This window comes from Methyloligella halotolerans (genome assembly GCF_001708935.1).
Lineage (GTDB): Bacteria > Pseudomonadota > Alphaproteobacteria > Rhizobiales > Methyloligellaceae > Methyloligella > Methyloligella halotolerans.
Window position 1 is genome coordinate 98,874 of the sequence record NZ_MASI01000003.1, and the last position, 25,283, is coordinate 124,156.

Annotated in this window: 24 protein-coding genes; 11 read left to right on the forward strand and 13 right to left on the reverse strand. The window is 63.9% G+C overall.

Annotation, left to right across the window (positions count from 1 at the left end; genetic code table 11):
* Positions 1–136: 136 nt before the first annotated feature.
* The 3 genes from A7A08_RS06845 to A7A08_RS06855 form a co-directional block, all read right to left on the reverse strand.
* Positions 137–967, reverse strand: coding sequence for a sulfite exporter TauE/SafE family protein (locus A7A08_RS06845; protein WP_069094778.1), 831 nt, complete (start codon positions 965–967; stop codon positions 137–139).
* 206 nt (positions 968–1,173) lie between these two features.
* A complete protein-coding gene (locus A7A08_RS06850; protein ID WP_069094779.1) occupies positions 1,174–1,569 on the reverse strand; it encodes a DUF2147 domain-containing protein in 396 nt (131 codons plus the stop codon).
* Between the two features lie 18 nt (positions 1,570–1,587).
* Positions 1,588–3,969 carry an efflux RND transporter permease subunit gene (locus A7A08_RS06855; protein WP_069094780.1) on the reverse strand — a complete coding sequence of 794 codons (2,382 nt, stop codon included), beginning with the start codon at positions 3,967–3,969 and terminating at the stop codon, positions 1,588–1,590.
* A gap of 475 nt (positions 3,970–4,444) precedes the next feature.
* Here A7A08_RS06855 and A7A08_RS06860 point away from each other — a divergent pair, with 475 nt between their 5' ends.
* Positions 4,445–4,840, forward strand: a complete 396-nt coding sequence (locus A7A08_RS06860) for a hypothetical protein (protein ID WP_141693885.1) — start codon at positions 4,445–4,447, stop codon at positions 4,838–4,840.
* Between the two features lie 5 nt (positions 4,841–4,845).
* Here A7A08_RS06860 and A7A08_RS06865 read toward each other — a convergent pair whose 3' ends face one another.
* The 3 genes from A7A08_RS06865 to A7A08_RS06875 all read right to left on the reverse strand — a co-directional run bounded on the left by A7A08_RS06865 (position 4,846) and on the right by A7A08_RS06875 (position 7,251).
* Positions 4,846–6,063, reverse strand: coding sequence for a permease (locus tag A7A08_RS06865; RefSeq protein WP_069094782.1), 1,218 nt, complete (start codon positions 6,061–6,063; stop codon positions 4,846–4,848).
* An 84-nt stretch (positions 6,064–6,147) separates the two neighbouring features.
* Positions 6,148–6,651, reverse strand: coding sequence for a DUF2231 domain-containing protein (locus tag A7A08_RS06870; protein WP_069094783.1), 504 nt, complete (start codon positions 6,649–6,651; stop codon positions 6,148–6,150).
* A 9-nt stretch (positions 6,652–6,660) separates the two neighbouring features.
* Positions 6,661–7,251, reverse strand: coding sequence for a copper resistance protein B (locus tag A7A08_RS06875; protein ID WP_280948723.1), 591 nt, complete (start codon positions 7,249–7,251; stop codon positions 6,661–6,663).
* Positions 7,252–7,683: 432 nt separating this feature from the next.
* Here A7A08_RS06875 and A7A08_RS06885 point away from each other — a divergent pair, with 432 nt between their 5' ends.
* Entirely contained in the window at positions 7,684–8,145 is a 462-nt protein-coding gene (locus A7A08_RS06885; protein ID WP_069094786.1) for a DUF305 domain-containing protein, read from the forward strand.
* A gap of 4 nt (positions 8,146–8,149) precedes the next feature.
* Positions 8,150–8,695, forward strand: a complete 546-nt coding sequence (locus A7A08_RS06890) for a DUF6692 family protein (protein WP_069094787.1) — start codon at positions 8,150–8,152, stop codon at positions 8,693–8,695.
* Between the two features lie 6 nt (positions 8,696–8,701).
* On the opposite strand, the gene fabI is transcribed toward A7A08_RS06890, so the two are convergent.
* The gene (gene fabI / locus A7A08_RS06895) at positions 8,702–9,496 is read right to left on the reverse strand and encodes an enoyl-ACP reductase FabI (RefSeq protein WP_069094788.1); all 795 of its coding nucleotides are present in this window, start codon (positions 9,494–9,496) and stop codon (positions 8,702–8,704) included.
* Positions 9,497–9,695: 199 nt separating this feature from the next.
* On the reverse strand, positions 9,696–10,487 hold the full coding sequence (locus A7A08_RS06900) for an alpha/beta fold hydrolase (RefSeq protein ID WP_069094789.1): 792 nt from the start codon (positions 10,485–10,487) through the stop codon (positions 9,696–9,698).
* A 129-nt stretch (positions 10,488–10,616) separates the two neighbouring features.
* On the opposite strand from A7A08_RS06900, the gene A7A08_RS06905 reads away from it, so the two are divergent.
* Positions 10,617–11,609: an aldo/keto reductase gene (locus A7A08_RS06905; RefSeq protein ID WP_069095052.1), complete on the forward strand. Its 993-nt coding sequence runs from the start codon at positions 10,617–10,619 to the stop codon at positions 11,607–11,609.
* A gap of 7 nt (positions 11,610–11,616) precedes the next feature.
* Positions 11,617–12,123 carry a MaoC family dehydratase gene (locus A7A08_RS06910; protein ID WP_069094790.1) on the forward strand — a complete coding sequence of 169 codons (507 nt, stop codon included), beginning with the start codon at positions 11,617–11,619 and terminating at the stop codon, positions 12,121–12,123.
* Here the strand turns inward: A7A08_RS06910 and A7A08_RS06915 are convergent.
* The gene (locus tag A7A08_RS06915) at positions 12,089–13,843 is read right to left on the reverse strand and encodes an FAD-dependent oxidoreductase (RefSeq protein ID WP_069095053.1); all 1,755 of its coding nucleotides are present in this window, start codon (positions 13,841–13,843) and stop codon (positions 12,089–12,091) included. The two genes, A7A08_RS06910 and A7A08_RS06915, sit on opposite strands and share 35 nt — an antisense overlap.
* A gap of 367 nt (positions 13,844–14,210) precedes the next feature.
* On the opposite strand from A7A08_RS06915, the gene A7A08_RS17130 reads away from it, so the two are divergent.
* On the forward strand, positions 14,211–15,149 hold the full coding sequence (locus tag A7A08_RS17130; RefSeq protein ID WP_069094791.1) for an outer membrane beta-barrel protein: 939 nt from the start codon (positions 14,211–14,213) through the stop codon (positions 15,147–15,149).
* Positions 15,092–15,583, forward strand: a complete 492-nt coding sequence (locus A7A08_RS17135; RefSeq protein WP_083226534.1) for an outer membrane beta-barrel protein — start codon at positions 15,092–15,094, stop codon at positions 15,581–15,583. The genes A7A08_RS17130 and A7A08_RS17135 overlap by 58 nt, the downstream gene beginning before the upstream one ends.
* A 61-nt stretch (positions 15,584–15,644) precedes the next feature.
* Here the strand turns inward: A7A08_RS17135 and A7A08_RS06930 are convergent, their stop codons facing one another.
* The 3 genes from A7A08_RS06930 to A7A08_RS06940 all read right to left on the reverse strand — a co-directional run bounded on the left by A7A08_RS06930 (position 15,645) and on the right by A7A08_RS06940 (position 20,556).
* On the reverse strand, positions 15,645–18,191 hold the full coding sequence (locus A7A08_RS06930) for a beta strand repeat-containing protein (RefSeq protein ID WP_069094793.1): 2,547 nt from the start codon (positions 18,189–18,191) through the stop codon (positions 15,645–15,647).
* Between the two features lie 722 nt (positions 18,192–18,913).
* Positions 18,914–19,927 carry an alpha/beta fold hydrolase gene (locus A7A08_RS06935; protein ID WP_069094794.1) on the reverse strand — a complete coding sequence of 338 codons (1,014 nt, stop codon included), beginning with the start codon at positions 19,925–19,927 and terminating at the stop codon, positions 18,914–18,916.
* Between the two features lie 35 nt (positions 19,928–19,962).
* Positions 19,963–20,556, reverse strand: coding sequence for a LysE family translocator (locus A7A08_RS06940; protein ID WP_069094795.1), 594 nt, complete (start codon positions 20,554–20,556; stop codon positions 19,963–19,965).
* A 248-nt stretch (positions 20,557–20,804) separates the two neighbouring features.
* On the opposite strand from A7A08_RS06940, the gene A7A08_RS06945 reads away from it, so the two are divergent.
* Genes A7A08_RS06945 through A7A08_RS06960 form a run of 4 tightly spaced genes read left to right on the forward strand, consistent with a single transcriptional unit; the run spans position 20,805 to position 24,475 of the window.
* The gene (locus A7A08_RS06945) at positions 20,805–21,752 is read left to right on the forward strand and encodes a metal ABC transporter substrate-binding protein (RefSeq protein ID WP_083226582.1); all 948 of its coding nucleotides are present in this window, start codon (positions 20,805–20,807) and stop codon (positions 21,750–21,752) included.
* 13 nt (positions 21,753–21,765) lie between these two features.
* On the forward strand, positions 21,766–22,737 hold the full coding sequence (locus tag A7A08_RS06950) for a manganese/iron ABC transporter ATP-binding protein (RefSeq protein ID WP_069094796.1): 972 nt from the start codon (positions 21,766–21,768) through the stop codon (positions 22,735–22,737).
* Complete coding sequence (locus tag A7A08_RS06955; RefSeq protein WP_069094797.1) at positions 22,734–23,642, forward strand: metal ABC transporter permease; 909 nt, start codon at positions 22,734–22,736, stop codon at positions 23,640–23,642. Before A7A08_RS06950 ends, A7A08_RS06955 begins: the two co-directional genes overlap by 4 nt.
* Complete coding sequence (locus A7A08_RS06960) at positions 23,639–24,475, forward strand: metal ABC transporter permease (protein WP_069094798.1); 837 nt, start codon at positions 23,639–23,641, stop codon at positions 24,473–24,475. Before A7A08_RS06955 ends, A7A08_RS06960 begins: the two co-directional genes overlap by 4 nt.
* Here A7A08_RS06960 and A7A08_RS06965 read toward each other — a convergent pair.
* Complete coding sequence (locus A7A08_RS06965; protein ID WP_069094799.1) at positions 24,472–25,254, reverse strand: AraC family transcriptional regulator; 783 nt, start codon at positions 25,252–25,254, stop codon at positions 24,472–24,474. The two genes, A7A08_RS06960 and A7A08_RS06965, sit on opposite strands and share 4 nt — an antisense overlap.
* Positions 25,255–25,283: the final 29 nt, after the last annotated feature.

Consider the following 25,283-nt stretch of genomic DNA (forward strand, 5'->3'; position numbering starts at 1 on the left):
CTCCAAGCTCCGAGCATTGGACGCTTCGGTTGTATACCGCAGCCTTGTGCTTAGGCGCGAAAGCTCCCGTTTGCGTTAACGCCCGCCATTCGCGGCGATGCTGGTTAACGGCCGGGGGAGGACCGGCGTCGGCTGTCTACTGTACGGCCGAGACTAACAGCCTAATCGAGACAGCAATGAGGAAAATCGCGAAGGCGAGCTCAAGCTTGCGCCGGGAAATGCCATGGGCGAGCCGGACGCCGAGCGGCGCGAAGGCCACGCTCACGGGAATGATCACGATCGCCGCGATGACACTGACATAGCCCAGGGAGTAGGCGGGCAGGCCCGGCGTGCCCCAGCCGGCCCAAATGTAGCCGAGCAGGCCGGGGATTGCGATGAGGGGCCCAAAGCCGCTGGAGGTCGCCACGGCGCGCTGCATGGACCAGCCGCATAAGACGAACAGGGTGACGAAGAACATGCCGCCGCCGATGCTCATGAGGGTGGAGATCATGCCGATGGCGAAGGCGATGAGGCGGACGATCCAGTTGTCGGGCAAGGCATCGGCCACCCGCCAGTCGTCGCGGCCAAGCAGCATCTTCGCGCCGACGGCCATGCTGAAGACGATCCAGATCCATGTGAGCACCTCGCCCGAGACGAGGGCGACAAGCCCGATGCCGGCTGCAACGCCCCCGACCACATAGGGCGCCAGCCGTTTCAGGACGTCCTCGTCGACGGCATTGCGCTTCCGATGGGAGAGGAAGGAGCGGACGGCTGTGGGCACGATGACGGCGAATGAGGTACCGAGCACCATGGGCATGCGCACCTCTTCGGGCGTGCCCAGTACGACGAAAAGCTCGAAGAGCACTGGCACCAGAATGCCGCCGCCGCCGATCCCAAGCAGCCCGGCGAGAAAGCCGGTGAGCGCGCCGCCGGCGAGCAGAGCGACGAAGAGGGTGATCATCTCGCCGCTGGCAAGATCCGCGGTCATTGCATCGTCCAGATCGATTGCGGATCGGCGAGCAGGACGCCCGCGGCCGCAAAGGGGAATAGTCAGAGTCTTCGGTTGGCCCAGGTCGCCGAAGGACGGTGGCTCCGAAGGAAGCAGGCTCCGAAAGATGAGGTCCGAAAACAGAATAGGCCCGGCCGTGAGGCCGAGCCTAATCCGTTTTCAATCTTCGGCGTTGGAGCGCGGCGCTATTGCTTGCGCAGGCTCATATTGCCGGTGCCACGCGGGCTGGTGAAGCTGACGCTCTGGCTCGAGCCGCTCACGGTCACATTCAGCCGGCCCGAGACATCGAACTGGGAATTGTGAAAGTCGCCGACGAAGCGGTTGTCGTTCACCTGCAGCAGGGAACCCGTCTGACGGAACTTGTTGGAGCTGGTGGCGCAGAGCGCGTTGACGCCAACGACCTTCGGGCTTTCACGGCGGTAGGTCACCTTGCAGCGGATGGATTCAGACTTGCCATTCTTCGGCTGCGCGGTGCCGCTGCCGCTCCAGGTGCCTTCGATGTCGGAGGCGGCCATGGCCGGCACGGTCGAGACTGCAAGGGCAAGCGGAGCCACAAACAGGAGCAGTTTCCGCATATTCATCGTTTCTCCTCGTGAGTTCTAACGGTTTTGGGGTTCGCGGGTGTTAGCCCACCCTTCCTCGGTATCTGGGGATAGCGCTTTACGGCCTATGCGATAACGGGACGTGACCAGAATAAGTGCCGGGAGGATAATAAGGTCCGCCAGCAATGCAAAAACTAGGGTCGACAGGCATATCAGGCCGAATTGTCGTGTCGGTGGCACCGCGCTGAGCTGGGTGATCGACAGACCTGCGACAAGCACCGCGGTCGTCAGGATCAGCACAGTACCAATCAATCTTAACGTGCGATCCACCGCCGCAGCAACGGATTCGGTGCGCTCCATCTCAAGCTCGAACCGGTTGAGCACGTGGATCGCGTGATCAACAGCCAAGCCGAAGGCAACGGTAAGCCCGACAATCGTGGCGTAATCAAGCCCGCCCTGCAGAAAAGCCAGCCACGTTGCGGTTGCGAACAAGGCGAAAAGGTTCGGGATCGTGGCAAGACCGGCATAGAGCAGAGACCAGAACGCGAGGCCGATGACGGCGATCACAATCGCGATTGCGCCGAGCATGGAGTAGCTGAGCTGTGAGATGATTGCGGTGGAGCGGGTCGCGCCGACGCTGGCGATGCCGGTCAGGCTGAGCTTGAAATCCGGATTTTCCGCGTGCAGCTCCGCAATCTTAGGCGCGAGGTCCTCCCGAATCTGCAGAATCTGCTTCGCCTCGAGATCGCCGATATAGCCGGAGACCAGGGCGGCATTCAGCTTGCGATTCACGTACCGGCTGGCGACGTCGGGCGGCATCATCTCCATGAGGCGCGCGCTCGCTTCATCCGGCGTCAGGCCGCTGGATTCCGCCCATTGCTGGAGATCCTCCAGGGAGTTCACCTTGCCGACCTTGGGATGGTCGTCGAGAATCCGGTGGGCTTCCGCGATCACGTTGCGCACGTCGGGCGACTCGGTGGTCTTCTTCTCGGGCCATTCCACCACGATGCGCAGCGGGAACAGGCCGCCGAGCCTACCCTCGATCTGCTTGGAGACCTGGGCGGCCGTGCCCTGGTCGGGAAGCATGTCGCTGAGCCGATAACGCGGTTCGAGCTGGAAATAGGCGATCGCGAAGGCGATGGTCAGCAGCGTGCCGCCCACGGCGATAACGGTGGGCCAGCGGAGCACCAGCCGGCTGACGGCGGCGGAGGCGTTATCGAGGAGCTTCACGCCCCAGTTGGCCTTCTCCTCCACCAGGTATTTCGCCTCGCCCTCTTTCAGGAACAGGGCGGCAAGGACCGGCATCACTGCGATCACCAGAAGCAGCGATACGAGGATGCAGAGACCGGCCATGATGCCGAATTTCTGGATCAGGGCCGAGTTGCTCATGGCCAGCGAGAATAGGGCGATGGAGGTGGTGAGCGAGGTCAGCGCGCAGGCCGGCCCGATCTCCACGATGGTTCGCTGGATGGCCACGGCCTTGCTCATGCCTTCGTCGAGATTCCGGCATAAGCCGAAGAGGAAATGCATGGCGTTGTTGATGGTGACCACCAGCACCAGAGGCATCACGGCGTTGAGCAGCGGGTTCATCATGGTGCCGGTCCAGCCGAACAGGCCCAGGCACCAGACGATCGCCAGCACGGCGGGGCTGAGGGCAATCACGACAAGGCGTACGCGGCGGAAATAGAAGCCGAGGGCGACAACGCCGACAAGCAAGCCGACGCCGTTGAAGGTGCTGATATCGCGCTTCGTGCCGCCGACGACCTCGGCCTTCATGGCGGGCATGCCGGCGAGGCCGATGGTGAGATCTTTGGCGGCTTGTGATTTCTGGGCGACCTCGCGGACTTCATCGACGACTGCGGGAAGACCGCGCTCGTTCACCTGGTCATTCTTCAACGACACGATGAACAGCGCGAGCCGGCTTCCGTTCTCGTCTGGCGAGATCAGGCGGCCTTGCGCGAGAGGATGGCTCTCGATCTCCTGCTGCAGCTTGGCGAGGGCTTCACCGTCGGGGATTTCGTCTGGGATCAGCGCGGCCGGCGTGCCTTCGTCGGGCAGGGGTTCGCGCAGGGCGAAGATCGAGGTGATGGATTCCACACCGTCCGCAAAGAGCAGATCGTAGTTGAGCTCGCGAAGCTGCTTCAGGTGCTTCGCGCTCAAGATATCGTTGCCCTCGACCGCCATGTAGATGTCGAGATCGCTCGCCGGGAAGCGCTCGCTCATATGCTCGAAGACCTGATAGTCCGGGCTGTCGGAGCGCAGGAATTGATTGAGGGAGTCGTCGGTCTTCAGCTTGCTCAAGCCGATGCCCATGACCACCGTCATGAGGAGCAGCACAATGAGCGAGATGATGGGATAGCGCGCCGGGATTTCGCCCAGGATGAGGATCGGCTTGCTCGTCCGATAGATCCAGGTCGGTGGTCGCTGTTCACCGGTCATACAGGCTACGTCCCTCTCGCCGTTCTCGGCGCGCCCCCGCATGGCACGCATTACTTGCCCCTGAGCCTAGCTTTGCTCAGCAGCGGACCGTGTCCGCCCGCATAGATAGCAGCGCATTGGGAACCGGTACAGGCGGGTTTCGTCTTTTGGCGGCTTTGAAGCCAGAAGAATCGGCCATTTTTCAGGCCAATAGACATCCTTAGCTGAGCGTGTCGCACAATCGTGAACACTTCAGCGCGGCTCATCGGGTGTTATATTTTTCTCTACAACCGCTGCGAGGCTGGTAGCCTTCCATGGAGAGGCGATCATCTTGGGGGGCGTGATGGCGTGTTTCCATTCCTGCAAAGCGAAGCTTTGCGCGGCTTCGACGGCCGTCGTTCTTTTTCTTTTCGGGGCTGCCTGCCTGCCCGGTGTAGCCAAAGCCGATTGCCAAAACCCGGAGGTCTGGCGGACCTATTTCAATGAGCGGTTCGGCATGGAGGTGATGCTTCCTGTCGATTGCTTCGAGATCCAGCCGCCCTCGGCGAATGGCGATGGCCAAACCTTTGTCGCGCCGAACGGTGTCGCGTCGGTCACGGTGTTCGGGTCGCACAACACGACGGGCGCGGACGCGAAGGCCATACAGCAATCCATGATGTCGACTCCGGCTTATGGCGAGGTGACGTATTCACCCAGCGGTCCAACCTGGTTCGTTCTGTCAGGCTATCGGGACAACGCTATCTTCTACGACAAATATCTCCTGTCCCATGGCGGCAAGATCCTCAACGGGATGCTGATGACGTACTCGCAGGGTTCTAAGGAGGTCTTTCAGCCGATCCTCGAACGCATGGAAGAGACGTTCAAATCGGGCTCCGGCACGGATACGCCGTAAGACCATCAGCCGCCCACGCCGAAGAGCGGCAGGGAGAGTCCGATGACGAGCCAGGCCAACGCGACCATGGCAAGCCAGAGCAGGATCTGTTCGCCGAGCTTATCGGGCTGGCTCATGTCGAAGCCCATGGCCTTCGTCTTCCAGACGAGGAACGCTCCGCTCAGAGCGAGGAAGGCCAGGTTCAGGAACAGGGTGTAGTCGACGCCGAAGAACTGGCGGTCGGTCACGCTGGTGGCATTGGCGGAATCCGGCAGGGCGCCGATGGCGGCGAAGCCGTAATGCATGATCACGGCGGTCGCGATCAGCACGGTCAGGAAGATGCCGACGATATAGAGCGCCATCTTCCACCCGTAATATTTGGCCTGGATGCGTACGACCGGAAACACCACCAGGTCGGAGAAGATGAACGCCATGATGCCGGCGAAGCTGACGCCGTTGGAATAGAGAACGGCGGCGAGCGGGATGTTGCCCATGGACCCGATGAAGGTGAAGAACGCCGCGATGGGGCCGACCACCGCCTGAACCAGGACTTCCCAGAAGGCGGGGTTCTGGCTGCCCGAGCCGACGAACAGCGCTTCGAAGAAGCTCCTCGGCACGAAGGCGGCGATGATGCCGGCGACGGTGAAGCCGATCATCACGTCCTTCCAGACCATCCGCCATTCCATGACATAGCGCATGGCGACCATGCGCCAGCCTTCCCGGCTTTGGATCAGCTGGCGCCAGTCGGGGACGTCCGTGTCGCTGTCGGCCCCTTCCTCTTCACGGGCGTGGTCGCGGGCGCGCTCCACCAGCTTCTTGGGGTATGTCAGGCGCACCAGAAGCCAGGTGAGCAGGATCAGTAAGATGCCGCCGAGATATTCGCCGACCACGAACTGCCAGCTGAGGAAGACGGCGATGACGATGCCGAGCTCGATGACGAGATTGGTCGAGGCGAGCAGGAAGGCGAGGGAGGGGATAAGCCCTGCGCCCTTGGTGAAAAGCGAGCGGGTGGTGGCAAGGGCGGCGAAGGAGCAAGAGCTCGACAGGAAGCCGAAGAACGTGCCCAGTCCAACGCTGGCCGCGCCAGCCTCGCCCATGGATTTCTTCATGCGCTCTCGGGTCACGAAGACCTGGATCATGGCGGAGATCAGATAGCCGAAGCCGAACGCCCAGAGCGCCATCCAGAACAGGCCAACTGTCGTGTAGGCGGCCGTGTGCCAGGTTTCCAGAAATCCTTGTTGCATGCGGTAAGGCGCCCCCTAGCGTCCTTTATCGTTGGTGTTGCCTCGACGGGCCAACGCGGGCGCCGGGAAAATGATCCCTGCCGGTCAGTGGTGGTGATCGCCGTCGCCGTGAGAATGACCGCCCGGCTCTGCCGACGGATCGGGCATGCTCTGGACGCCGAGCCCGTAATGAAAGACGAGACGGCCGCCCCACCAGGCGGTAACCGTCAGAGGAGCGGCGGCGGCCAGAAGGCAAATGGCGAAGACGAGGGATGGTGCGTTCTTGCGTCTGAACAGGCGCCAGGCGCCAAGGAGGGTGAAGCAGGCGAAGGTCGCGAGCGCCCAGTTGCGGTGGATATGGGTGGCGGCGTGGGAGGCCTCGTCCTGGGTGACCTCATGATAGGCATCGAAGCCCGCGATCACGGCGGAGAGCGCCGCGAGCCATCCGAGCAGCAGCATCCAATCGCCCGCAGTCTGCAGCGAACCGCGCCAGGCGCCGGATGGAAAGACGGTCGCCACAAAGGTGGCGATGCTCCCCGTGAACAGGAGAGCCACTGCGAAGTGGACGAAGATTGGATGCAGGTTGGGTTCGATCAGGCCGGTCAGCATGACGCCCTCCTAGTACCAGATCCGTAAGCCGGCGACGAAGGAGGTGGTCTCCACATCCTCGCCAAAGGCCTCGGCGAAGTCTGCGGTCTCACCGAATTGCCGCGCATAGGAGACGCCGATATAGGGCGCGACCTCCTTGACGATCTTGTAGCGTAACCGCAGACCCAGCTCGCCGTTCCGCAAGCCGGACCCCTGGAGGTGCTCGGGGTCCGCCTGGCCTGCAAGATTAAGCTCGATCCGCGGCTGGAGGATCAGCCGCTCGGTGACGTGGATGTCGTATTCCGCCTCGAACTCGCCGATCGTGTCGCCGTGTTCTCCGATGAAGATCGCGGCGTCGAGCTCGAACCAATCGGGCGCGAGGCCCATGATGCCGATGGCGCCGTATGTCTTGGAGTCGGGCTCCAGGCTCTCGCGCACGCCGGCCTGAAAATCGAAATACTTGGAGATCGCCCGGCCATAGAGGAGCTGGACCTCAGCGTCTTCGAAAGCGTCCGCCTCCGTCAGATAGGCGCCTTCGGACTTCCCCCAGATTCGGTTCAGGCGATTGCCGACCCAGCCCTGCATGTCCCACTCGAACTGCGGCTCGTCGCAACCCGGTATTCCAGCCGGTCCGCCTCGAAGAAGAAGTGCCTTTGGTCGCCTGCATTGTGCTGCTGCTCGCGCTTGCCGGCCGCCATACCGGACGTCTCGTGATGCTGGTTCGCCGTGTCAGGGCCTCCAGAAGCGCTTTGCGCGAAGGCGGGGGCGCTGAGGAGCGTCAGCAGAAGAGCAAGTGCGATACACCACATTTAGCTCTGCCTTCCCAGTGAGGTGGAGCTCCGGCTGACGGCCGTTCAGGCGTCGATCACGATTCGGTTCAACGCGTTTAAGCGGAGAATAGCTCAAACTGGAGTACGTCCCCCAATTCAATGTCGTTGGGCTGATGCTCCGGCGTTGCGTGCTCAGCGCGCCATCTCCGCATGTCTGGAACCGAAAGTCTTCCTCCTCGTTCCGAATTTCACAGGCCAAACGCCGTCCTGGGGAGAAGCACCCATGTCTTATCTCAGATTTTTTGCGATGATCGCGACATCGACCATCGTGATGTTCGGGTTGATGTATCTGAACACCTACGCGGTCGAGCACATCTTTTTCAGCGAGACGCGGGTCTATATGGCGTTGCTCATGGGCGCCACGATGGCCGTAGTCATGCTCAGCTTTATGCTGGGCATGTACAGGAACACAGCGGTGAACGTGGCGATTTTCGGCGGCGCCCTTCTCGGCTTCGGACTTTGCCTCTTCCTGGTGCGCAGCCAGACCACCGTGGATCAGGTCTCCTACATGAAGGCGATGATCCCCCATCACTCCATCGCCATCATGACCAGCGAGCGGGCCGAGATCACCGATCCGCGGGTGCGGAAGCTGGCGCAAGGCATCATCGATGCGCAGCGGCGGGAGATCGCCGAGATGCGCTATCTGATCCGCGATCTCGAACAAGACGACGAGCGGGAGGAGTAGAGCAATGCCACTCAAGACACTCGCAAAAGCGACGACCCTGGTCGCAGCTCTGCTCGTCGCCGCGGCGTTGGGTGGCTGCGAGGAAAACACCTATCGCGGCAACGACCGCTCCGCAGCAGAGGTGCCTGACACGCCGCCAGCCGACGTGGCCGACGCGGCAACGGCGGTGAAGGAGGCGGATCCCGCTCAGGTCTACCCGCTCCCCATGGGACGCGACGAGTTCACCAAAGTCGTCTCCAGCAACGAGGCCTGCAGTTTCCGGATGACCTCTTCGGATTTTCCCGTGCTGGTGCTGACGACTGGAAGCGAGGGCGAGGACGGCGCCAAAGCCGTCATGAAGGCGAATGGAAAGCTCTTCGAGCTGACGCCGGCCGACTCGTCAGAGGATGGGATCGCGCTTAGAGCCGATGGCGTCCGCGCATCCGTCACGCCTGACGAGGGCGATGACGACAAGCTTCGGGAGGCGACATTGCGCTTCCAGGTGGAGGGCGCCGAGGAGCTCGGCTTCCGGGGCTATTTCGGCTGCGGCAAGCCCGGCTCCACAACCTAGCCAAGCTCACGCCATGAGGTGAGCGCCACCATCGACGGGGATGATGGTGCCGGTGATGCGCTTGGCGGCGTCGCTCACCAGGAAGGCGGCAAGATTGCCGACGTCATCGATATCCACCAGGTGATGCTGGGGCGCGCGAGTCGCCGCCTCGTCCATCAGCTGATCGAAGCGATCGATGCCGCTGGCGGCGCGGGTCTTGATGGGGCCGGGCGACAGGGCGTGGGCGCGAATGCCCTCGGGTCCCAGCTCGGCGGCGAGATAACGGGTGGCGCTTTCAAGGGCCGCCTTCACCGGCCCCATGAGATTGTAGTGCTCCACCACGCGCTCTGAGCCGAAGAAGGTGATCCCGAGCAGGCAGCCGCCGCCCTTCATCAGCGGTTCGGCCAAACGGGCCATGCGGACGAAGGAGTGGCAGGAGACGTCCATGGCGATGCCGAAGCCCTCGGCGGAGGAATCGGTGAGGCGGCCATGGAGGTCCTCCGCGGGTGCGAAGGCGATGGAGTGAAGCAGGAAGTCGAGTCCACCCCATTTCCGCTCGATGGTCTCGAACACGGCCTCCAGCTGCCCTTGCTCGCGGACATTGCAGGGCAACAGCATTTCGCAGCCGAGCGACTCGGTGACCTCCTGCACGAAGGGCTTCGCCTTGTCGTTGAGATAGGTGGCGGCAAGCCTTGCGCCGGCCGCCTTGAAGGCGGCGCCGCAGCCGGCCGCGATGCTGTGCCGGTTGGCGATGCCGACGATGAGTCCGCGCTTGCCGGAGAGGTCTACGATCGGGCGCTTGAGGGGAGTGCTGTCTGTCATGTGCTCCTCTTGTGCGGGCTCTGGGGGAGGATGGGTTCGCCTCGGCTTGCCGAATTATTCGGGCTACCGGCAAGGCTATGCGCGAAGCGGACGCTGCGGGCATTGTCGAATAGTCGCATCGCTCCATAACGCTGAATTGACAGCCAACTCGCTGTCCGAAGCCGCCGGTCGCCGAGGACACAGGCGGGCCTTCGTTCGTCTAGCGGAGGGCGAGGGTGAGGAAGCGGTCGATCATGGTATTGACCTGGTTCGGGATCTCGATCTGGCAGAAATGGCCGGCGCCGACGGTCTTGCCGTAGATCATGTGGGGAGCGGCCGCCTCGAAACGCGACATCTCCGAGGGCGGGCAGGATTCTCGGGTGGCCAGATAGAGGCAGGGGACCGGGAGCTCTCTCTGATGGCCGCCGGGCTCATAGGTCTGGAGGTTCTCCAGGCAGGAGATCATGACGTGCTGCGGTGTCGCCGCCATGACGTCGAGGAGCCGTTCCTTGCGCACCGGATCGTCGTATTCCAGGAAGAGAATGTCTTCTGCGTAATCGCGCAGGGTCTCGCGATAGTCCTCGCCGCGCAAAGCCTCGAGCAGCTCGCCGACCCGAGCCGTTTTGGAGTCCGGCAGTACGGCGGCGGAATCCAGCATCACGACGGCGGCGGCGAGATGGGGGTAGCGCATGCCGATCTCGAATCCGATGATCCCGCCCATGCCATGGCCGATGAGGATCGGCCGGCGGATCTGCAGGTCGGCCAGCAGCAGTGCGATGTCGTCGGCGAAGGCCTGCATGGTGTAGGGCGCGTCGGGCTTGTCGCTCTTGCCGTGGCCACGGAGATCCATGGTGACGACGGTATGGCCGGCGGGGGCATAATGGGAAAACTGCTCCGACAGGAAGCTGTGGTCGCCGCACCAGCCATGGATCAGAACGACGGGCCACTTGCTGCCCGTGGCCTTGCGGAAGTTGATATTGACCGGCGTTTGTTCGGTGTCTTCTTGCGCCATTTGATCGATCCGTCGCGGCCTCTTCTTGTCGGGCCGGCGCGCCAAATTGTCTGCGCCGGGGTTTCGGCTTCGCCGGCGGACGCCTATCTGCGAGACAGCGCAGAATCGAAGCTTCGGGAGCTATCAAACATGGAAACGATCGAGATTGGCAATTCCGGGCTGACGGCCTCGCGCATCGGGCTGGGGACTTGGGCGATCGGCGGCTGGATGTGGGGCGGCACGGAAGAGGCCGACGCCATCGATACCATCCAGCAGGCGGTTGAGCGCGGCGTCACGCTTATCGACACCGCGCCGGTCTATGGCTTCGGGCGATCCGAGGAGATCGTCGGCAAGGCGATTTCCCAAGGCGGGCTACGGGATAAGGTGGTGATCGCGACCAAGGTCGGGCTCAACTGGGGCTCCGACGAGAAGCCGTTCCGGGATTCCAGCCCGGCGCGACTCCGGCAGGAGATCGAGGATTCCCTGCGGCGGCTCGACACCGATGTCATCGATCTCTACCAGGTACATTGGCCGGATCCGAAGACGCCCTTTGCCGAAACGGCGGAGGTGCTCGAAGGCTTGAAAAAGGAGGGGAAGATCCGGGCCATCGGCGTCAGCAACTATTCGCCGGCGGAGGTGGACGATTTCCGCAAGGGCGGAAGCCTCGATGCGGTGCAGCCACCCTATAATCTGTTCGAGCGCGAGATCGACAACGACGTCATTCCCTACGCTGAGCTCAACGGGCTCACGGCGCTCTGCTACGGCGCGCTGTGCCGCGGACTTCTATCGGGCAAGGTCACGGCCGACCGGGAGTTCGAGGGCGACGATCTGCGCAACAACGATCCCAAATTCCAGGCGGAGACGCTGCCAAACTACATTGCGGCGGTGGACGACCTCCACGCCCTCGCGCAGGAGCGCTTCGGAAAATCCGTGCTGGCTCTCGCGATACGCTGGGTGCTCGACCAGGGGCCGACGATCGCGCTGTGGGGTGCGCGCCATCCGAGGCAGCTCGACGCCATGGCCGATGTCGAGGGCTGGCATGTGGACGATGCGGCGAAGGCGGAGATCGACGCGATCCTGAAGCGCCACATTCCGGAGCCGATCTCCCCGGCCTTCATGGCGCCTCCGTTGAAAGCGGCGTGAGGCATCCATGAGCGGCGACGAAAGCAAGGTCGGCGAAAAAGGCCAGCACAGCCAGGGAAGTCCCAAGGCCACGGATTTCTATCTCGAAGATCTTTCGGTCGGTCAGACGTTTCGCACCGGAGAGCACCGGATGGAGGCCGACGAGATAAAACGCTTCGCCCAGCAGTTCGACCCCCAGGTCTTCCACACGGACGAGACGGGCGCGGCGGAAAGCTTCTTTGGCGAGCTGGTGGCAAGCGGCTGGCATACGGGCTCGGTCACCATGCGTCTGCTGGTGGAGAGCCGATGGCTTGCCGACGGCTTCATCGGCAGCCGGATCGACGTGACGTGGCCGCAGGCTGTCAAGCCCGGCGATCGACTTCATGCGGAAGGCGTCATCGTCGATATCGAGAACTCGAAGTCGCGGCCCGAGCGGGGCCGGGTGACGGTCGATGTGCGCACGCTCAATCAGCGGGACGAGGTCGTGCAGCGCATGACAACTACGCTACTGGTGCATCGACGACCGGCGCGGTGACGGCTCCGTTGCTTTGCTCGGGCATAGGCGCCTGGCTCAAATAGGTGTGGATCGAGCGGACGACGGCGGCACCTTCCCCGATGGCGCCGCCGATGCGCTTCACGGAGCCCGCCCGGACGTCGCCGATGGCGAAGACGCCTGGCAGGCTGGATTCCAGCGGCAGGCTCTCCGCGCCGCCGTCATTCGCGTTTCCGGTCTGGACAAACCCCGCCTGATCCACCGTCACGCCGCATCCGTCGAGCCATTCGGTCTCCGGATCGGCGCCGATAAACAGGAACACATCGCGGATATCGCCGGTGGTCTCTTCGCCGTTCGATTTATCCCGCCAGCGGACACGCTCCAGGCCCGAAAGGCGGCTGCCTTCCAGTCCGACGATCTCCGTCTCGTACATGAGGTCGATATTCGGCGAGGCCTCGAGGCGGTCGATGAGGTAGCGGGACATGCTGCTGGCGAGGCTGTCCCTCCGCACCATCATCCGTACCCTGTCGGCATGGCCTGAGAGAAACACCGCGGCCTGGCCGGCCGAGTTGCCGCCGCCGACGAGGATCACCTCGCGGCCCCGGACGCGTTGGGCCTCGAGAGGGGAAGCCCAATACCAGATGCCACGCCCCTCCAAATCTTCGAGACCCTCGAGATCCGGCCGGCGGTAGCGGGCGCCGCTCGCCACGACCACGGTCCTGGCGCGAATGAGGTCGCCATCGGCCGAATGGAGCTGGAATATGCCGTCGGCACAGTCGCAGTCGAGCTTGGTGACGGTCACGGGGATACGGATTTCGACGCCGAATTTCTGCGCCTGCACGAAGGCGCGTCCGACCAGGGCACGGCCGCTGATGCCCGTTGGGAAGCCGAAATAGTTCTCGATGCGGGCGCTCGCCCCCGCCTGGCCGCCATAGGACCGGCAGTCCAGCGCGATGACCGACAAGCCCTCCGAGGCCGCATAGACGGAGGTGGAGAGGCCGGCCGGTCCTGCGCCGACCACGGCCACGTCGAAGACCTTGTCCGTGACGCCCTGGCCGAGCATGCCCATGGCGCGGGCGAACTCTCCTTCCGTCGGGTTCTGAAGGATCGACCCATCGGGGCAGAGCACGAGCGGCAGCTGATCGCATGTGGCGGAGATGCGCTCCAGCACTGCGGCACCCTCCCGGTCGATGCAGGGATCGATGAGGTGATAGGGCTGGCCGTTGCGGTTCATGAAGCCCTGGAGGCGGATGACGTCGGCATGGTCCGGATGGCCGACGATGAGAGCGCTGCCGAAGCCGCTCTCCAACAGCCCCACGCGACGCAGGATCAGAGCCCTGGTGATGCGTTCGCCGAGATCGGCCTCCGCCACCAGAAGCGCCCGAAGCTGATCCGGCGGGATGAGCAGCGCTTCCACGTCGCTCTCGGCGCGGATGTCCACGAGAGAGGCGCGATCGGAGAGCTGACCGATCTCGGCCAGGAACTGACCCGGACCCTGCTCGATCACCGGCGTGACGTGACCCAACCCGTCGCGCTGGGTGACGGCGACCTGACCCGAGATCACCACGAACATGCCCGGCGCCGGTCGCCCGGCCTCGAAGAGCATGTCGCCTGCGGAGAAGCTGCGGGGCGTGCCGAAGCGGCGGATCCGGTCGATCTCTTCGTGGGTGAGGACCGGAAAGGTCTGCGCATGGCGCGGGCGGCGCTCCGGGGGCGAAGTCTCGGTCTGGGATGAGGTCTCGGTCGGGAATTCAGCGGCCATGGCGTCGGACTCCAATGCGAGCCAGTGTCGGCGGGGCGCCGGATTTGGCGCATCTTACACCGTGCCGGCTTGCGGTTGCGCGCACCAATTGGCGCACGGAATTGGGGTCGAAACGCGTCATGCGCCGGCGGTTGCCGCCTATCGCTTGCGCCTGTGCGGACACGGTACGAGCGGTACAGACGCCGCTTGAGACACGCCGCCGAAACGGCTCCACAGCTTATCCACCGGCAATTCAGCGCGGCTCCACAAGACCTCTGGACTGTTGCACAAAAGACTCATGATCGAATTTATCTAGAGTCTCAGAGGCTTAGCAATTGTCGCATCTCTGCGAATCGGTTGTCTTTTACAACTATTAGGAGGTGCGGACATGAATAAGCTAATTTTGGGGCTCGCGCTGGCGGCGGTGGCGGTCCCCATGGAGGCCTTAGCGCAAGGTGCGGAACCGGTCGTAAACGAGGATCAGATCGGTCCAGTCGGCGAAGAGACCCGGCGGGGGGCGGGGGTCAATATCTTCGAATCCCTCAATCCCGAGCCACCGACAGAAACGGCGACTCAGGCGGACGACCAGGACTACCAGTCGTTCGATCGCTTCGATCCCTATGGGCTGAAAGGGTTCCGCGCCGGACCCTTCACGGTCTACCCGTCGGTGACGGGCGGGCTGATGTACGACGACAACGTGTTCGCATTGGCAACCGATCCGCTGAGCGACTGGATCTATATCGCGAGACCGCAGTTCACCATGCGGTCGAACGGCTGGGAGCGGACCAACATGCTGGTCGAGGGCTTCCTGGAGGTCCGGGATTACGAGGAATTCAAAAGCGAGGACCAGAACAACGGTGCGATCGGCTTCGCCACCGAGACCCTGGTCAATCAGAATACCCAGTTGGTGACCCGCGGCCAGTACGTGCACGGTCACGAGTCGCGCGGCGTCAGCCGGAACGTGTTCAACCTGTTCTTCGAGCCGATCGCCTACGATCAGCTCGAGGGCGCGGCGGCGTTGAACAAGCGCTGGGGCCGGTACTGGGCTTCGGCGGGCGGATCGACGCTGCAGATCGACTATCAGGATGCCATCCTGTTCGGCATCCCGATCTCCCAGGACTACCGGAGCGGCGATATCGAGAAGGTGCCGCTGCGGGTCGGGTATGTGGTGGCGCCGCAGACCAGCGTCTTCGTGGAAGGCGCTTATACGCCCGCAATTTCGAGGTCGATTACTTCAGCTCGGAAGGCTATCGGGTCGTCGGCGGTGTCCTGCTCGAGCCCGGGGACGGGAAAAACATTACCGGCGAAGTCTTCGTCGGCTACATGAACCAGGACTATAACGGGTTCACCATGCTTCCCGTCTCGACCTGGACGGCGGGCGGCGCGTTGACCTGGGCAGCGACCGACAACATGACGGTGACCGCGAGCGGCCGGCGCGAGGCGCTGGAAGCTTCGTTCACCGGCGGCATCATTCCCAATGACGGTATTAGCGTGGTCGAATCCGTGGCTATCCTGCGGGCCGACTACCGGGTCATGGAAAATGTCGTGGTCGGCGGCGGGATCAGCTACATCCAGGACGACTACAATCTGATCCCGCGGACCGATGACGCCTGGAGCCCGCTTGCCTCGGTGAAGTATTTCATCAATCCGACTTTCACGGTCGGTTTCGACTACCGGCGGGTGGATTTCGAATCGAAAGGTATCGGGCTTCCGTCCTATAACCGGAACGTCTACCTGCTGTCGGCGAACGCGCGCTTCTGATCGCGACGGAAAAAGGGCGGAGCCGCAGCTCCGCCCTTCAGTCGTCCTCGCTCTCGAAAGACTATTGCTTTCGCTTCGCGGCCTCCGCCACTTCCGGATATCTGCGGGCGATCTCGTTGCAGAGCTTCACCAGATCCTTACGGCGCCACTTCAGCTCGCGGTAGCGCCTGGGATCCCGCAGCACGTCGACACACAGCCTGGCGAGCTTCTTCAGATCGGCATCCTGATACTGGCCGTTATAGCCGCCGATCGCCACGCTGCCGCCGCCGCCACCGGAGTCGCCACCGGCATTGTTGCCGTCCTGACCATTGGTGCCCGGGCCGCCGTTGTCACCAACATCGCCGGGGCCGCCGCCGCCAGGACCGCCATCGCCGGGACCACCATCACCGGGTCCGCCGTCACCAGGTCCACCGTCACCCGGGCCGCGGTCCCCAGGGCCGCCGTCACCGGGTCCGCCATCGCCGGGGCCGCCGTCGCCCGGATCGGTGTTGAGAACGGAGAGGTTCAGGGTATTGGAATCACCCGAGCCGTCGTCTCCGGTCTCCGTTCCGCCGAGGTTCAGCAGAGCCACATTGGTGGATGTCGTGCCGTCCCCGCCGCCGGAGTCGCCGGTCAGGGCCTTGGAGAAGTTGAGGGCAGAGACATTGGTGGTGAGCGCGTCATCGCCAGTGCTCTTGTCACCGGTCACAGAGTCCGTCGCATTCAGGAGTTGAATGTTGGTGGATCCCGCACTGTCGCCCGAGCCGCTGTCGCCGGTGTCGGTGCCGTCCGCATTGAGGGCGGACAGGTTCAGCACCGAACCGTCGTCTCCGGAGCCGGACTCGCCGGTTTTGGTGTCCTCGCCGTTGAGGAACGCGGCGTTGAGATCCGACAGGGAGTCGCCGGACCCGCTGTCTCCCGTCTCGGAGCCGCTTTCGTTCAGCACGGAGAGATTGCCGGACAGGCTGTCCTCACCGGAACCGCTATCGCCGGCCGAGGTGTCGGAGGCGTTGAGCAGGGAGGCGTTGGTGCCCGCCAGCCCGTCGCCCGATCCCGTGTCGCCGGTGCGGGTACGGGCCGCATTGAGCAGCGCCGCATTGCCCGTGGTCGCGCGATCTCCGGAGCCGGACTCGCCGGTCTTCGTGTCTTTGCCGTTCAGCGCCGCCACATTCGGACCCGCCAAGCCGTCGCCGGAGCCGTCATTGCCGGTTTCGGTGCCTTTCGCATTCAGGGCCGAGATATTGCCTGCGATGGTCCGGTCGCCGGAGCCGGATTCGCCGGTCTGGGTATCGGGACCGTTCAGCGCGGAGACGTTCGGGGCAAGGACATTATCGCCCGAACCCTCGTTTCCGGTCTCGGTGCCTTCGGCGTTGAGGGCGGAGACGTTGGGTGTGATCCCGCGTTCGCCAGATCCTTCCTCGCCGGTCTTGGTGCCGTCGTTCAGAGCCGACACGTTCGGTGCGGCGAGCCGGTCCCCGGAGCCTTGGTTACCGGTCTCAGTGTTTGAGTCGAGAGCTGAGACGTTGGGGCTGATGGCGTGATTACCCGAGCCCTCGTTCCCGGTTTTGGCGCCGTCGTCGAGAACGGCCAGGTTGCCGGAGACGCCCTTGTCGCCCGGACCGCGATTGCCGGTCTCGGTGCCGTTCTTATTCAGCAGCGCGACGTTGGGGGAGGTGACCGCATCACCGGAGCCCTTGTTGCCGGTCTCGATACCTTCGGCATTCAGGCCCGAGACGTTGCCGGAGACCAACCGCTCGCCGGCGCCACGATCACCGGTCTTGTTGCCGTCGGCATTGAGTAGGGAAACGTTGGGCGAAGCGACCGTATCGCCGGAGCCCTCGTTTCCGGTCTGGGTGTTCTCCCCATTCAGAGCCGACACGTTCGCGGCGCCGAGGAGATTGTCGCCGGAGCTGTTATCGCCCGTGGTGCTGCCCTTCTTGTTGAAGGCGGCGATGTTGGTCGAGGTTGCCTTGGAATTGGCATCGCCGCCGGTCTTGGTGCCTGCCGCGTTGGCGACGCCGACATTGGTGGAGGCGATGGCCGCCTCTTCACCGCCGCCGACCTCGCTCTTGTCGCCGAGCGCTTGGGCGTTCGTGGAGACGATGGCGCCTTCGCTGTTCAGCTTCTTGTCGTTTGGATTGATGTCGAGTGCGAGGCCGCCTTCGTCGGCCTTCACCGAGACGTCCTGACCGAGCTCGGTGCTGACATCGGCATCGGCCAGCTTGCCGGATTTGCCGCCGTTGCCGAGCTTCAGGCCGCGATCGATGCCCGGGCTGACGGATTTGTCAGGCCCGGTGTCGTTCTGGACCAGCTTGGCCGCGGGTTCGACACGAACCGGGTTGCGGACCGGCAGCGGCGGCGGCTCTGAAGGCGCACCGCTCGCTCGGCGAATGACGTTGTTCGCGGTGCTCGCGACCGCGGATGCCGGCTTGGTCTGGGCAGGTTTGGTATTTGCGATGGCGGGAGCCCGCTGGACCGGTTGGGTCGCGGCTTGCGTCACGCCGTTACGACAGTTGAACAGGCCTCCGCCACCGGAGCGGGCGTTGCGGGACCCTTCAGGCGGGACCACGATTCGCCGGTTGCGATTGTTGAAATCGACACCGCCCGAGAAGAACGATCCCTGGTTCAAGCTCGAGCCGCCTCTGCCGACAGTGCCGGCCGCTCCCAGGGCATTGTTAACCGCGCCACTCGCGCCGCCCGTCGCGGAGCCGATGCCGCCGCCGAGGCTTCCGCCACCGCCGCCGCCGTGGCACCGCTCAGCGCACCGCCGACCGAACCGCCGGTGCTGCCGATCGCGCCGCCGACCGATCCGCCGACGCTACCAACGGTCCCGCCGAATGCGCCTCCGACACTACCGACAGTGCCGCCGACCGAACCGCCGACCGCGCCGCCGACGCCGCTGGTCACCCCGCCGACCGTCCCTCCGACCCCGCTCGTTACACCGCCGACGGTGCCTCCCACCCCGCCGGTAATGCCACCTACGGTTCCGCCGAGGCCGCCTCCGCCACCCCCTCCGCCAAGGAACTGGGCGGCGGCAGGTGCCGAGAATGCCGTGGATAGGGCAAGAATTGCAGCGAGATAAGCAAGTCGTCCATTGCGCGGGTAGTCAAGGTGCATAACCCGGTCCTCCATAGATGGCCATTGGTCGGCCTAATCAGCTTATGGTGATCCAGGTTGCACAACTCTCGGTTAATTTGCGTCTATCTTCGGTTGCAGAGTCAACGAGCGTTTACCGTGCCGGATAAAGCTAGAGGTAAGAAAAATATACCGATAGGTCAGTTAGTTAGGCCGTTACCCGCGATAAATCGCCCCAGTCCTAGGGGTTGCGGCCGATCGGTTGCGGCCGGGTGTCTATGAAAGGAGGTCTGCAACCGCCCGATCGAGGAAAGATGCGAATGCGGGATCCTTGCCGGGCGATGCCGCGCAGTGGCCGAGGTCGGATGCATAGGGGCGGAACTCGGCATTCGGCATGCGCTCGGCCTCGAGAGCGTTATCCTCCGGCGGGAAGTAGAGATCGGTGGTTGAGGGGATCAGGATCGCCTTGGGGCGGATGCTTTCCAGCGCCCTGGCGATGTCCCCGCCGTAATGGCCGTTGGCGCTGATGTCGCCGTTCTGCCAGGCCCAAAGCTTGGCCATCAGATCGTTGGCGTCCCAGTTGTCGACGTGGTCGGCCTCCCAATCCTGCAGCAGCGCTTCGATCGTCTCATAGCCAAGCTGGCGATAGAGCCCATCCCGGAAGAAGGCCTGAGAATAGGCCCAGCCGGCATAGACCCTGGCGAAGGCCTTGAGCCCGGCGACAGGCTGGGCGTCGTAATCGCCGCCCTTCCAGGCGCAATCGGCCTGGAGCGCGGCCTTCACGCCTTCCAGGAACACAATGTTGTGGGGCGAGGTCTTGGCGGAGGCGCAGAAGGGCAGGATCGCTTCGACCATATCGGGATAGAGCGCGCCCCAATGGTAGGTCTGGCAGCCTGCCATGGACCAGCCGATGACAAGCGCCAGGCGGTCGATGCCGAGCTCCTCCACCACAAGGCGATGCTGGCAGACGACGTTGTCGTAGAGACTGATGCGCGGGAAGCGGTGGCCCGCCTGCTCGGGCACGGTGTTGCTCGGCGATGAGGAGAGGCCGTTGCCGAACATGTTGATGGAGACGATGAAGTGGCGCGCCGGATCGATGGCGCGTCCAGGACCGAAATACGCCTCGTTGCGCGTGTGGGTGCCCGTATAGAAGGTGGGCATGAGGACCGCATTGTCGCCCTTGGACGAGAGGGTGCCGTAAGTCTTATAGGCGAGCTTGGCGTGCTTCAGGGTCTCGCCCGACTGGAGCGTGACGTCGCCCAGGGCGAATGTTTCGAACTCCGCGGTCATTGAACTTCTCCTCGCGCGCTTCTTTGCGGCAGCTGCTAGAGCCAGAATATCAGCGCCGTGAGCGCCGTCAGCACGGCCAGGGTGCGATTGACGATCAGCAGCCATCTTTCGTCCTTCAGGAGCGATTTCAGGGCGGCCCCAAATGTCGTCCATGTCGCCGCGCATGGGGTCGTCGTGCACATGAAGACGCCGATCACCAGGAGCAGCGACCAGACATAGTCCGGACCGGGCGTCGTGTAGGCGGCGACTGCCGTGACGACGAGGACCCAGGATTTCGGATTGGCGAACTGGAACAGAGCCGCCTGCCAGAAGCTGATGGGCTCGGCGGCGCGGGCTTCCGGAACGCCTGCGGCACGCCACAGCTTCCATGCAAGCCAAAACAGATAGAGCGTCCCGCCGAACTTGATGACGAGCTGCAAGCGAGGCTCCACCGCAAAGGCCGCGCCCAGGCCTGCACCCACGACGGCCATCTGGGCCGCGCCGCCCACGGGGATGCCGAACATGTGGGGGAGAGTCCGCCTCAGGCCGAAGATCAGCCCGGAGGTGGTCAGCATCATGTTGTTGGGGCCCGGCGTGATCGCCATGACGAAAACGTAGAGGGCGATGGGCGCTGCCAGGGCGAGGTTCATCGGGAAGCCTGGATGACGGGTGAACGGCAGGGGCGTGCCGGACGTGGGAAGTGAACGTGCAGCCGGATCACTGCATGGCGCGGACCGCCGGTGCTTGTCCATATGGGATCGCGCGCTTCCGCGCGAAACGGGCCAATTCGCCGCCCTTTATTTTATTGCAAATGATTCGCAACTAGCTTAGGCGGGAAGAGACAGGAAAGTCCGGCGTGGTCGCGACATCGCGCCGGTTCCGTCGTCTGGAGAGCTGCATGAGATTTCGCAATCGGTTGGAGCGGGCAGGGCAGATCACGAGGCGCGCCTGCGTCCTGGGTCTGGCGGTCCTGCTCGTGCTGCCGCTTGCGGCGTGCGGCGATGCCGAGATGGGCGGTGCAGACGACGGCAAGCTGAAGGTGCTGACCACCTTCACCGTGATTGCCGACATGGCCCGCAACGTCGCCGGCGATAAGGCGGTGGTGGAATCCATCACCAAGCCTGGCGCCGAGATTCACAACTACCAGCCGACACCGGGTGATCTCGTGAAGGCCCAAGGCGCCGACCTCATCTTGTGGAACGGGCTCGACCTGGAGCGCTGGTTCCAGAAGTTCTTCAGGAACCTTAGCGATGTGCCGGGTGTCGTTATCTCCGACGGGGTGAAGCCGATCGGGATCGGCGAGGGACCCTATTCCGGCAAGCCGAACCCCCATGCCTGGATGTCGGTCTCCGACGGGGTGATCTATGTGCAGAACATCCGCGACGCGCTGGCGAAGGCGGACCCGAAAAACGCAGAGACCTACAAGAAGAATGCAGCCGCCTATATCGAGAAGCTCAATGCCATGGCGAAGCCCATCCGCGAAACGCTAGACGGGGTGCCGGAGAACAAGCGCTGGCTGGTGACGAGTGAAGGCGCGTTCAGCTATCTCGCCCGGGATTACGGGCTGAAGGAACTCTATCTCTGGCCGATCAACGCCGATTCCCAGGGGACGCCCCAGCAGGTGCGCGCGGTGATCGATCAGATGAAGGCCCACGACATTCCGGTGATCTTCTCCGAAAGCACGGTTTCGGCGTCGCCGGCGAAGCAAGTCGCGCGGGAGACGGGGGCGAAATATGGCGGCGTCCTCTACGTCGACTCCCTGAGCGAGGCGGGCGGCCCCGTGCCGACATATTTGGACCTATTGCGGGTTACGTCGGAACGCATCGCCGAGGGGCTGCGCCAATGAAAGGGCCGACCCGATGAAGACGGCCGCCAGCGATCTTGAGGAGGGCCACGGCGGCGCCGGTCTCGACGGCATCGCGGTCGACGATGTGACGGTGAGCTACCGGAACGGCACGACGGCTCTCCGCGACGTCAGCTTCACGATCCCGACCGGCACAATCACCGCTCTGGTCGGCGTGAACGGCAGCGGCAAGTCGACCCTGTTCAAGGCGATCATGGGATTCCTGCGCGCCGGCAAGGGCTCCATCTCGATCCTCGGGCGCAGCGTGCGGGACGCCCTGAAAGAGACGCTGGTCGCCTACGTGCCGCAAGCCGAAGAGGTGGACTGGAACTTCCCCGTTCTGGTGGAGGACGTGGTCATGATGGGCCGGTATGGCCACATGAACATGCTGCGCATTCCGAGGAAGCGGGATCACGAGGCGGTGGCGGGGGCGCTTGCACGGGTCAACATGACCGAGTTCGCCAAGCGCCAGATCGGCGAGCTTTCCGGGGGCCAGAAGAAGCGCGTTTTTCTCGCCCGCGCGCTGGCCCAAGACGCTCAGGTGATCCTGCTCGACGAGCCGTTCACGGGCGTGGACGTCAAGACCGAGGAGGCGATCATCCGGCTTCTGAAGGGGTTGCGGGACGAAGGCCGGGTGATGCTCGTCTCGACCCATAATCTCGGCAGCGTTCCGGAATTCTGCGACCGCACGGTGCTCCTGAAGCAGACGGTGCTGGATGCGGGACCGACGCCGGAGGTGTTCACGGAGGAGAATTTGCGCCGGACCTTCGGCGGTGTGCTCCGGCATTTCGTGCTGCCGGGCGAGCGGGGCGCCGATGGTCATCCGGGCGAGAGCGTGACGGTGATCTCGGACGACGAGCGTCCCTTCGTCGTCTACGGGGACGAGGGGGAGGAGCTCTCGGCGAAGCCCGTGAAGGCGCGGACGTCGAAGAAGGAGACGCCGAAGAAGCCCATGCCGAAGCCTCGGCGCAGGACGCCTCGCACATGATCGACACGCTGCTCCAGCCCTTCGGTTACGGCTACATGGTCAACGCGATGTGGGTGAGCGCGCTGGTCGGCGGAGTTTGCGCGTTCCTGTCGGCCTATCTCATGCTGAAGGGGTGGTCGTTGATCGGCGATGCCCTGTCTCACTCCATCGTTCCCGGCGTGGCCGGTGCTTTCATGCTGGGGCTGCCGTTCTCCTTCGGCGCCTTCATCGCTGGCGGTCTGGCCGCCGGGGCCATGCTGTTCCTGAATGAGCGGACGAAGCTGAAGGAAGACGCCATCATCGGGCTGATCTTCACCTCGTTCTTCGGGCTCGGCCTGTTCATGGTCTCTCTGTCACCCACCTCGGTGGATGTGCAGCAGATCGTGCTGGGCAACGTGCTGGCGATCACACCGGAGGACACCTTGCAGCTGGTTCTCATAGCGGGCGTCTCGCTTGTGCTGCTGACTCTGAAATGGCGAGACCTGATGGCGGTGTTCTTCGACGAGAACCACGCCCATTCGGCGGGGCTGAATCCGCCCGCCATGAAGTTCCTTTTCTTCACACTGCTGAGCGCCTGCACGGTGGCCGCGCTGCTGACCGTCGGGGCCTTTCTCGTGATCGCCCTGGTGGTGACGCCCGGGGCGACCGCGTATCTCCTGACGGACCGGTTTCCGCGTCTGATCGTGATCTCGATCCTTATCGGAGCGGTGACAAGCTTCCTCGGCGCTTATGCGAGCTACTTCCTCGACGGCGCGACGGGCGGCGTCATCGTGGTGCTGCAGACATTGGTCTTCCTCACGGCCTTTGTCTTCGCCCCGAAGCATGGAATGCTGGCTGCGCGCCGGAAGGTAGCCGACGCTCTGAAGGAGACATCTGAGCAGAACGAGCCTTCTGAACAGGAAAGGACCTCGGAGGTACCGGCATGAGCCTGCTCTTGGCCCATCCGGAGGCCCCGTTCCTGTTTCCCTTCATGCAGCAGGCCTTCCTGATCGCGCTCTGCGTGGCGGTGCCGACGGCGCTGCTCTCCTGCTTCCTGGTCCTGAAGGGCTGGGCGCTGCTGGGCGATGCGACAAGTCACGCCGTCTTGCCGGGGGTCGTGCTCGCCTATGTGGCAGGGATCCCGTTGGGGATTGGAGCCTTTGCCGCGGGCATGCTCTGCGCGCTTGCCACAGGCTTCCTACGCGAGAATAGCCGGGTAAAGCAGGACACGGTCATGGGCGTGGTGTTCTCCGGCATGTTCGGGCTCGGCATCGTGCTCTACACCCAGATCGATACCAACCTGCATCTGGAGCACATCCTGTTCGGCGACATGCTGGGCGTCGGCTGGGACGACATCGCCCAATCGGCGATCATCGCCCTCGTCGTGGTCGGGGCCATCGTCCTGAAGTGGCGCGACCTGCTGCTGCACGCTTTCGATCCGCAGCAGGCCAAGGCGATCGGCCTGCCGGTGCGCCTGCTTCATTACGGATTGCTCTGCATCCTGTCGCTGACGATCGTCGGTGCGCTTCAGGCCGTCGGGATCATTCTCGCGATCGCCATGCTGATCGCGCCGGGCGCTATCGCCTTTCTGATCACGAAGCGTTTCGGCGCGATGCTAATGACGTCGATGGCGGTTGCCGTAGGCTGCTCGCTCCTCGGGGTCTATCTCAGCTTCTTCATCGACAGCGCGCCCGCGCCCACTATCGTGCTGCTGATGACGTGCGTGTTCATCGGCGCTTTCGTGTCGACCCGGCGTCCGGCAGCTGCCGAGCCGGTCTAGTTGCCGCGCACGCCGGCAAGCCGTGGCGGTGCGCCGAACGCCCTCCGAAACGCATGGACGAAATGGGACTGGTCGAAGAAGCCGGCGGCATGGGCGGCGGCGGTGCCGTTGCTCCCATTCGCGGCCTCGCTGATCGCCGACCGGAGCCGGCGCCATGTGCGATACCTGCGGACCGGCACGCCGACGGTTTCGGCAAAGAGATGCTGCATGCGGGAGACGGACAGGCCGATCTCCGCCGCCAAGCTCTCGGCCGGGATCTGTTCCGTCAGGTCGTCCGACAGGCGACGTACGAGCTTTGCGACGCGCGGATCGATTTCGGAGTGGGCGCGCGCATGTGCGTAGGAAACGAGGTCGGACAGGGCATGCTGGGCCCAGCTCTGGCTGTCCGAGGACTCGAAGAGTTCGCGGAAGACATCGAGAGTCGCGGACCGTCCCACGACGACGCCATCCTCCTCTCCGGATGCATCTTGGAGGATGGGGAGGAGCGCCTCCGTGCCCGCTAGATCCGGTTCGAGATAGAGGACCGAAAGGGGTTCGCCGCCCATGTCGAACTCGTAGCGGGTGCCGGCCGGAATGATCGCGGCGCTAGCGAGACGCCAAGCGCCGCCGCCGATGCGCAGGCGGAAGGTGCCGTAGAGCCCCGTGAGGAGCACCGGGGTGGCGTGGCTGTGGGAGACGTTGTGGCCGAGCGGTCCTGCGAAGAACGCGCGGTCCGGCCCCACATGCCAAAGCGGACGCGGCTCTTCTAAGCCGGCAGCAGATTCATACAAGCGCGTCATGGGCTTCGTCGCTCAGTCTCCGAACTCGG

Coding starts and splice junctions, on each gene's coding strand:
- A7A08_RS06845 (WP_069094778.1), bottom strand. CDS start 967: ATGACCGCGGATCTTGCCAGCGGCGAGATGATCACCCTCTTCGTCGCT.
- A7A08_RS06850 (WP_069094779.1), bottom strand. CDS start 1,569: ATGAATATGCGGAAACTGCTCCTGTTTGTGGCTCCGCTTGCCCTTGCA.
- A7A08_RS06855 (WP_069094780.1), bottom strand. CDS start 3,969: ATGACCGGTGAACAGCGACCACCGACCTGGATCTATCGGACGAGCAAG.
- A7A08_RS06860 (WP_141693885.1), top strand. CDS start 4,445: ATGGAGGTGATGCTTCCTGTCGATTGCTTCGAGATCCAGCCGCCCTCG.
- A7A08_RS06865 (WP_069094782.1), bottom strand. CDS start 6,063: ATGCAACAAGGATTTCTGGAAACCTGGCACACGGCCGCCTACACGACA.
- A7A08_RS06870 (WP_069094783.1), bottom strand. CDS start 6,651: ATGCTGACCGGCCTGATCGAACCCAACCTGCATCCAATCTTCGTCCAC.
- A7A08_RS06885 (WP_069094786.1), top strand. CDS start 7,684: ATGTCTTATCTCAGATTTTTTGCGATGATCGCGACATCGACCATCGTG.
- A7A08_RS06890 (WP_069094787.1), top strand. CDS start 8,150: ATGCCACTCAAGACACTCGCAAAAGCGACGACCCTGGTCGCAGCTCTG.
- fabI (WP_069094788.1), bottom strand. CDS start 9,496: ATGACAGACAGCACTCCCCTCAAGCGCCCGATCGTAGACCTCTCCGGC.
- A7A08_RS06900 (WP_069094789.1), bottom strand. CDS start 10,487: ATGGCGCAAGAAGACACCGAACAAACGCCGGTCAATATCAACTTCCGC.
- A7A08_RS06905 (WP_069095052.1), top strand. CDS start 10,617: ATGGAAACGATCGAGATTGGCAATTCCGGGCTGACGGCCTCGCGCATC.
- A7A08_RS06910 (WP_069094790.1), top strand. CDS start 11,617: ATGAGCGGCGACGAAAGCAAGGTCGGCGAAAAAGGCCAGCACAGCCAG.
- A7A08_RS06915 (WP_069095053.1), bottom strand. CDS start 13,843: ATGGCCGCTGAATTCCCGACCGAGACCTCATCCCAGACCGAGACTTCG.
- A7A08_RS17130 (WP_069094791.1), top strand. CDS start 14,211: ATGAATAAGCTAATTTTGGGGCTCGCGCTGGCGGCGGTGGCGGTCCCC.
- A7A08_RS06935 (WP_069094794.1), bottom strand. CDS start 19,927: ATGACCGCGGAGTTCGAAACATTCGCCCTGGGCGACGTCACGCTCCAG.
- A7A08_RS06940 (WP_069094795.1), bottom strand. CDS start 20,556: ATGAACCTCGCCCTGGCAGCGCCCATCGCCCTCTACGTTTTCGTCATG.
- A7A08_RS06945 (WP_083226582.1), top strand. CDS start 20,805: ATGAGATTTCGCAATCGGTTGGAGCGGGCAGGGCAGATCACGAGGCGC.
- A7A08_RS06950 (WP_069094796.1), top strand. CDS start 21,766: ATGAAGACGGCCGCCAGCGATCTTGAGGAGGGCCACGGCGGCGCCGGT.
- A7A08_RS06955 (WP_069094797.1), top strand. CDS start 22,734: ATGATCGACACGCTGCTCCAGCCCTTCGGTTACGGCTACATGGTCAAC.
- A7A08_RS06960 (WP_069094798.1), top strand. CDS start 23,639: ATGAGCCTGCTCTTGGCCCATCCGGAGGCCCCGTTCCTGTTTCCCTTC.
- A7A08_RS06965 (WP_069094799.1), bottom strand. CDS start 25,254: ATGACGCGCTTGTATGAATCTGCTGCCGGCTTAGAAGAGCCGCGTCCG.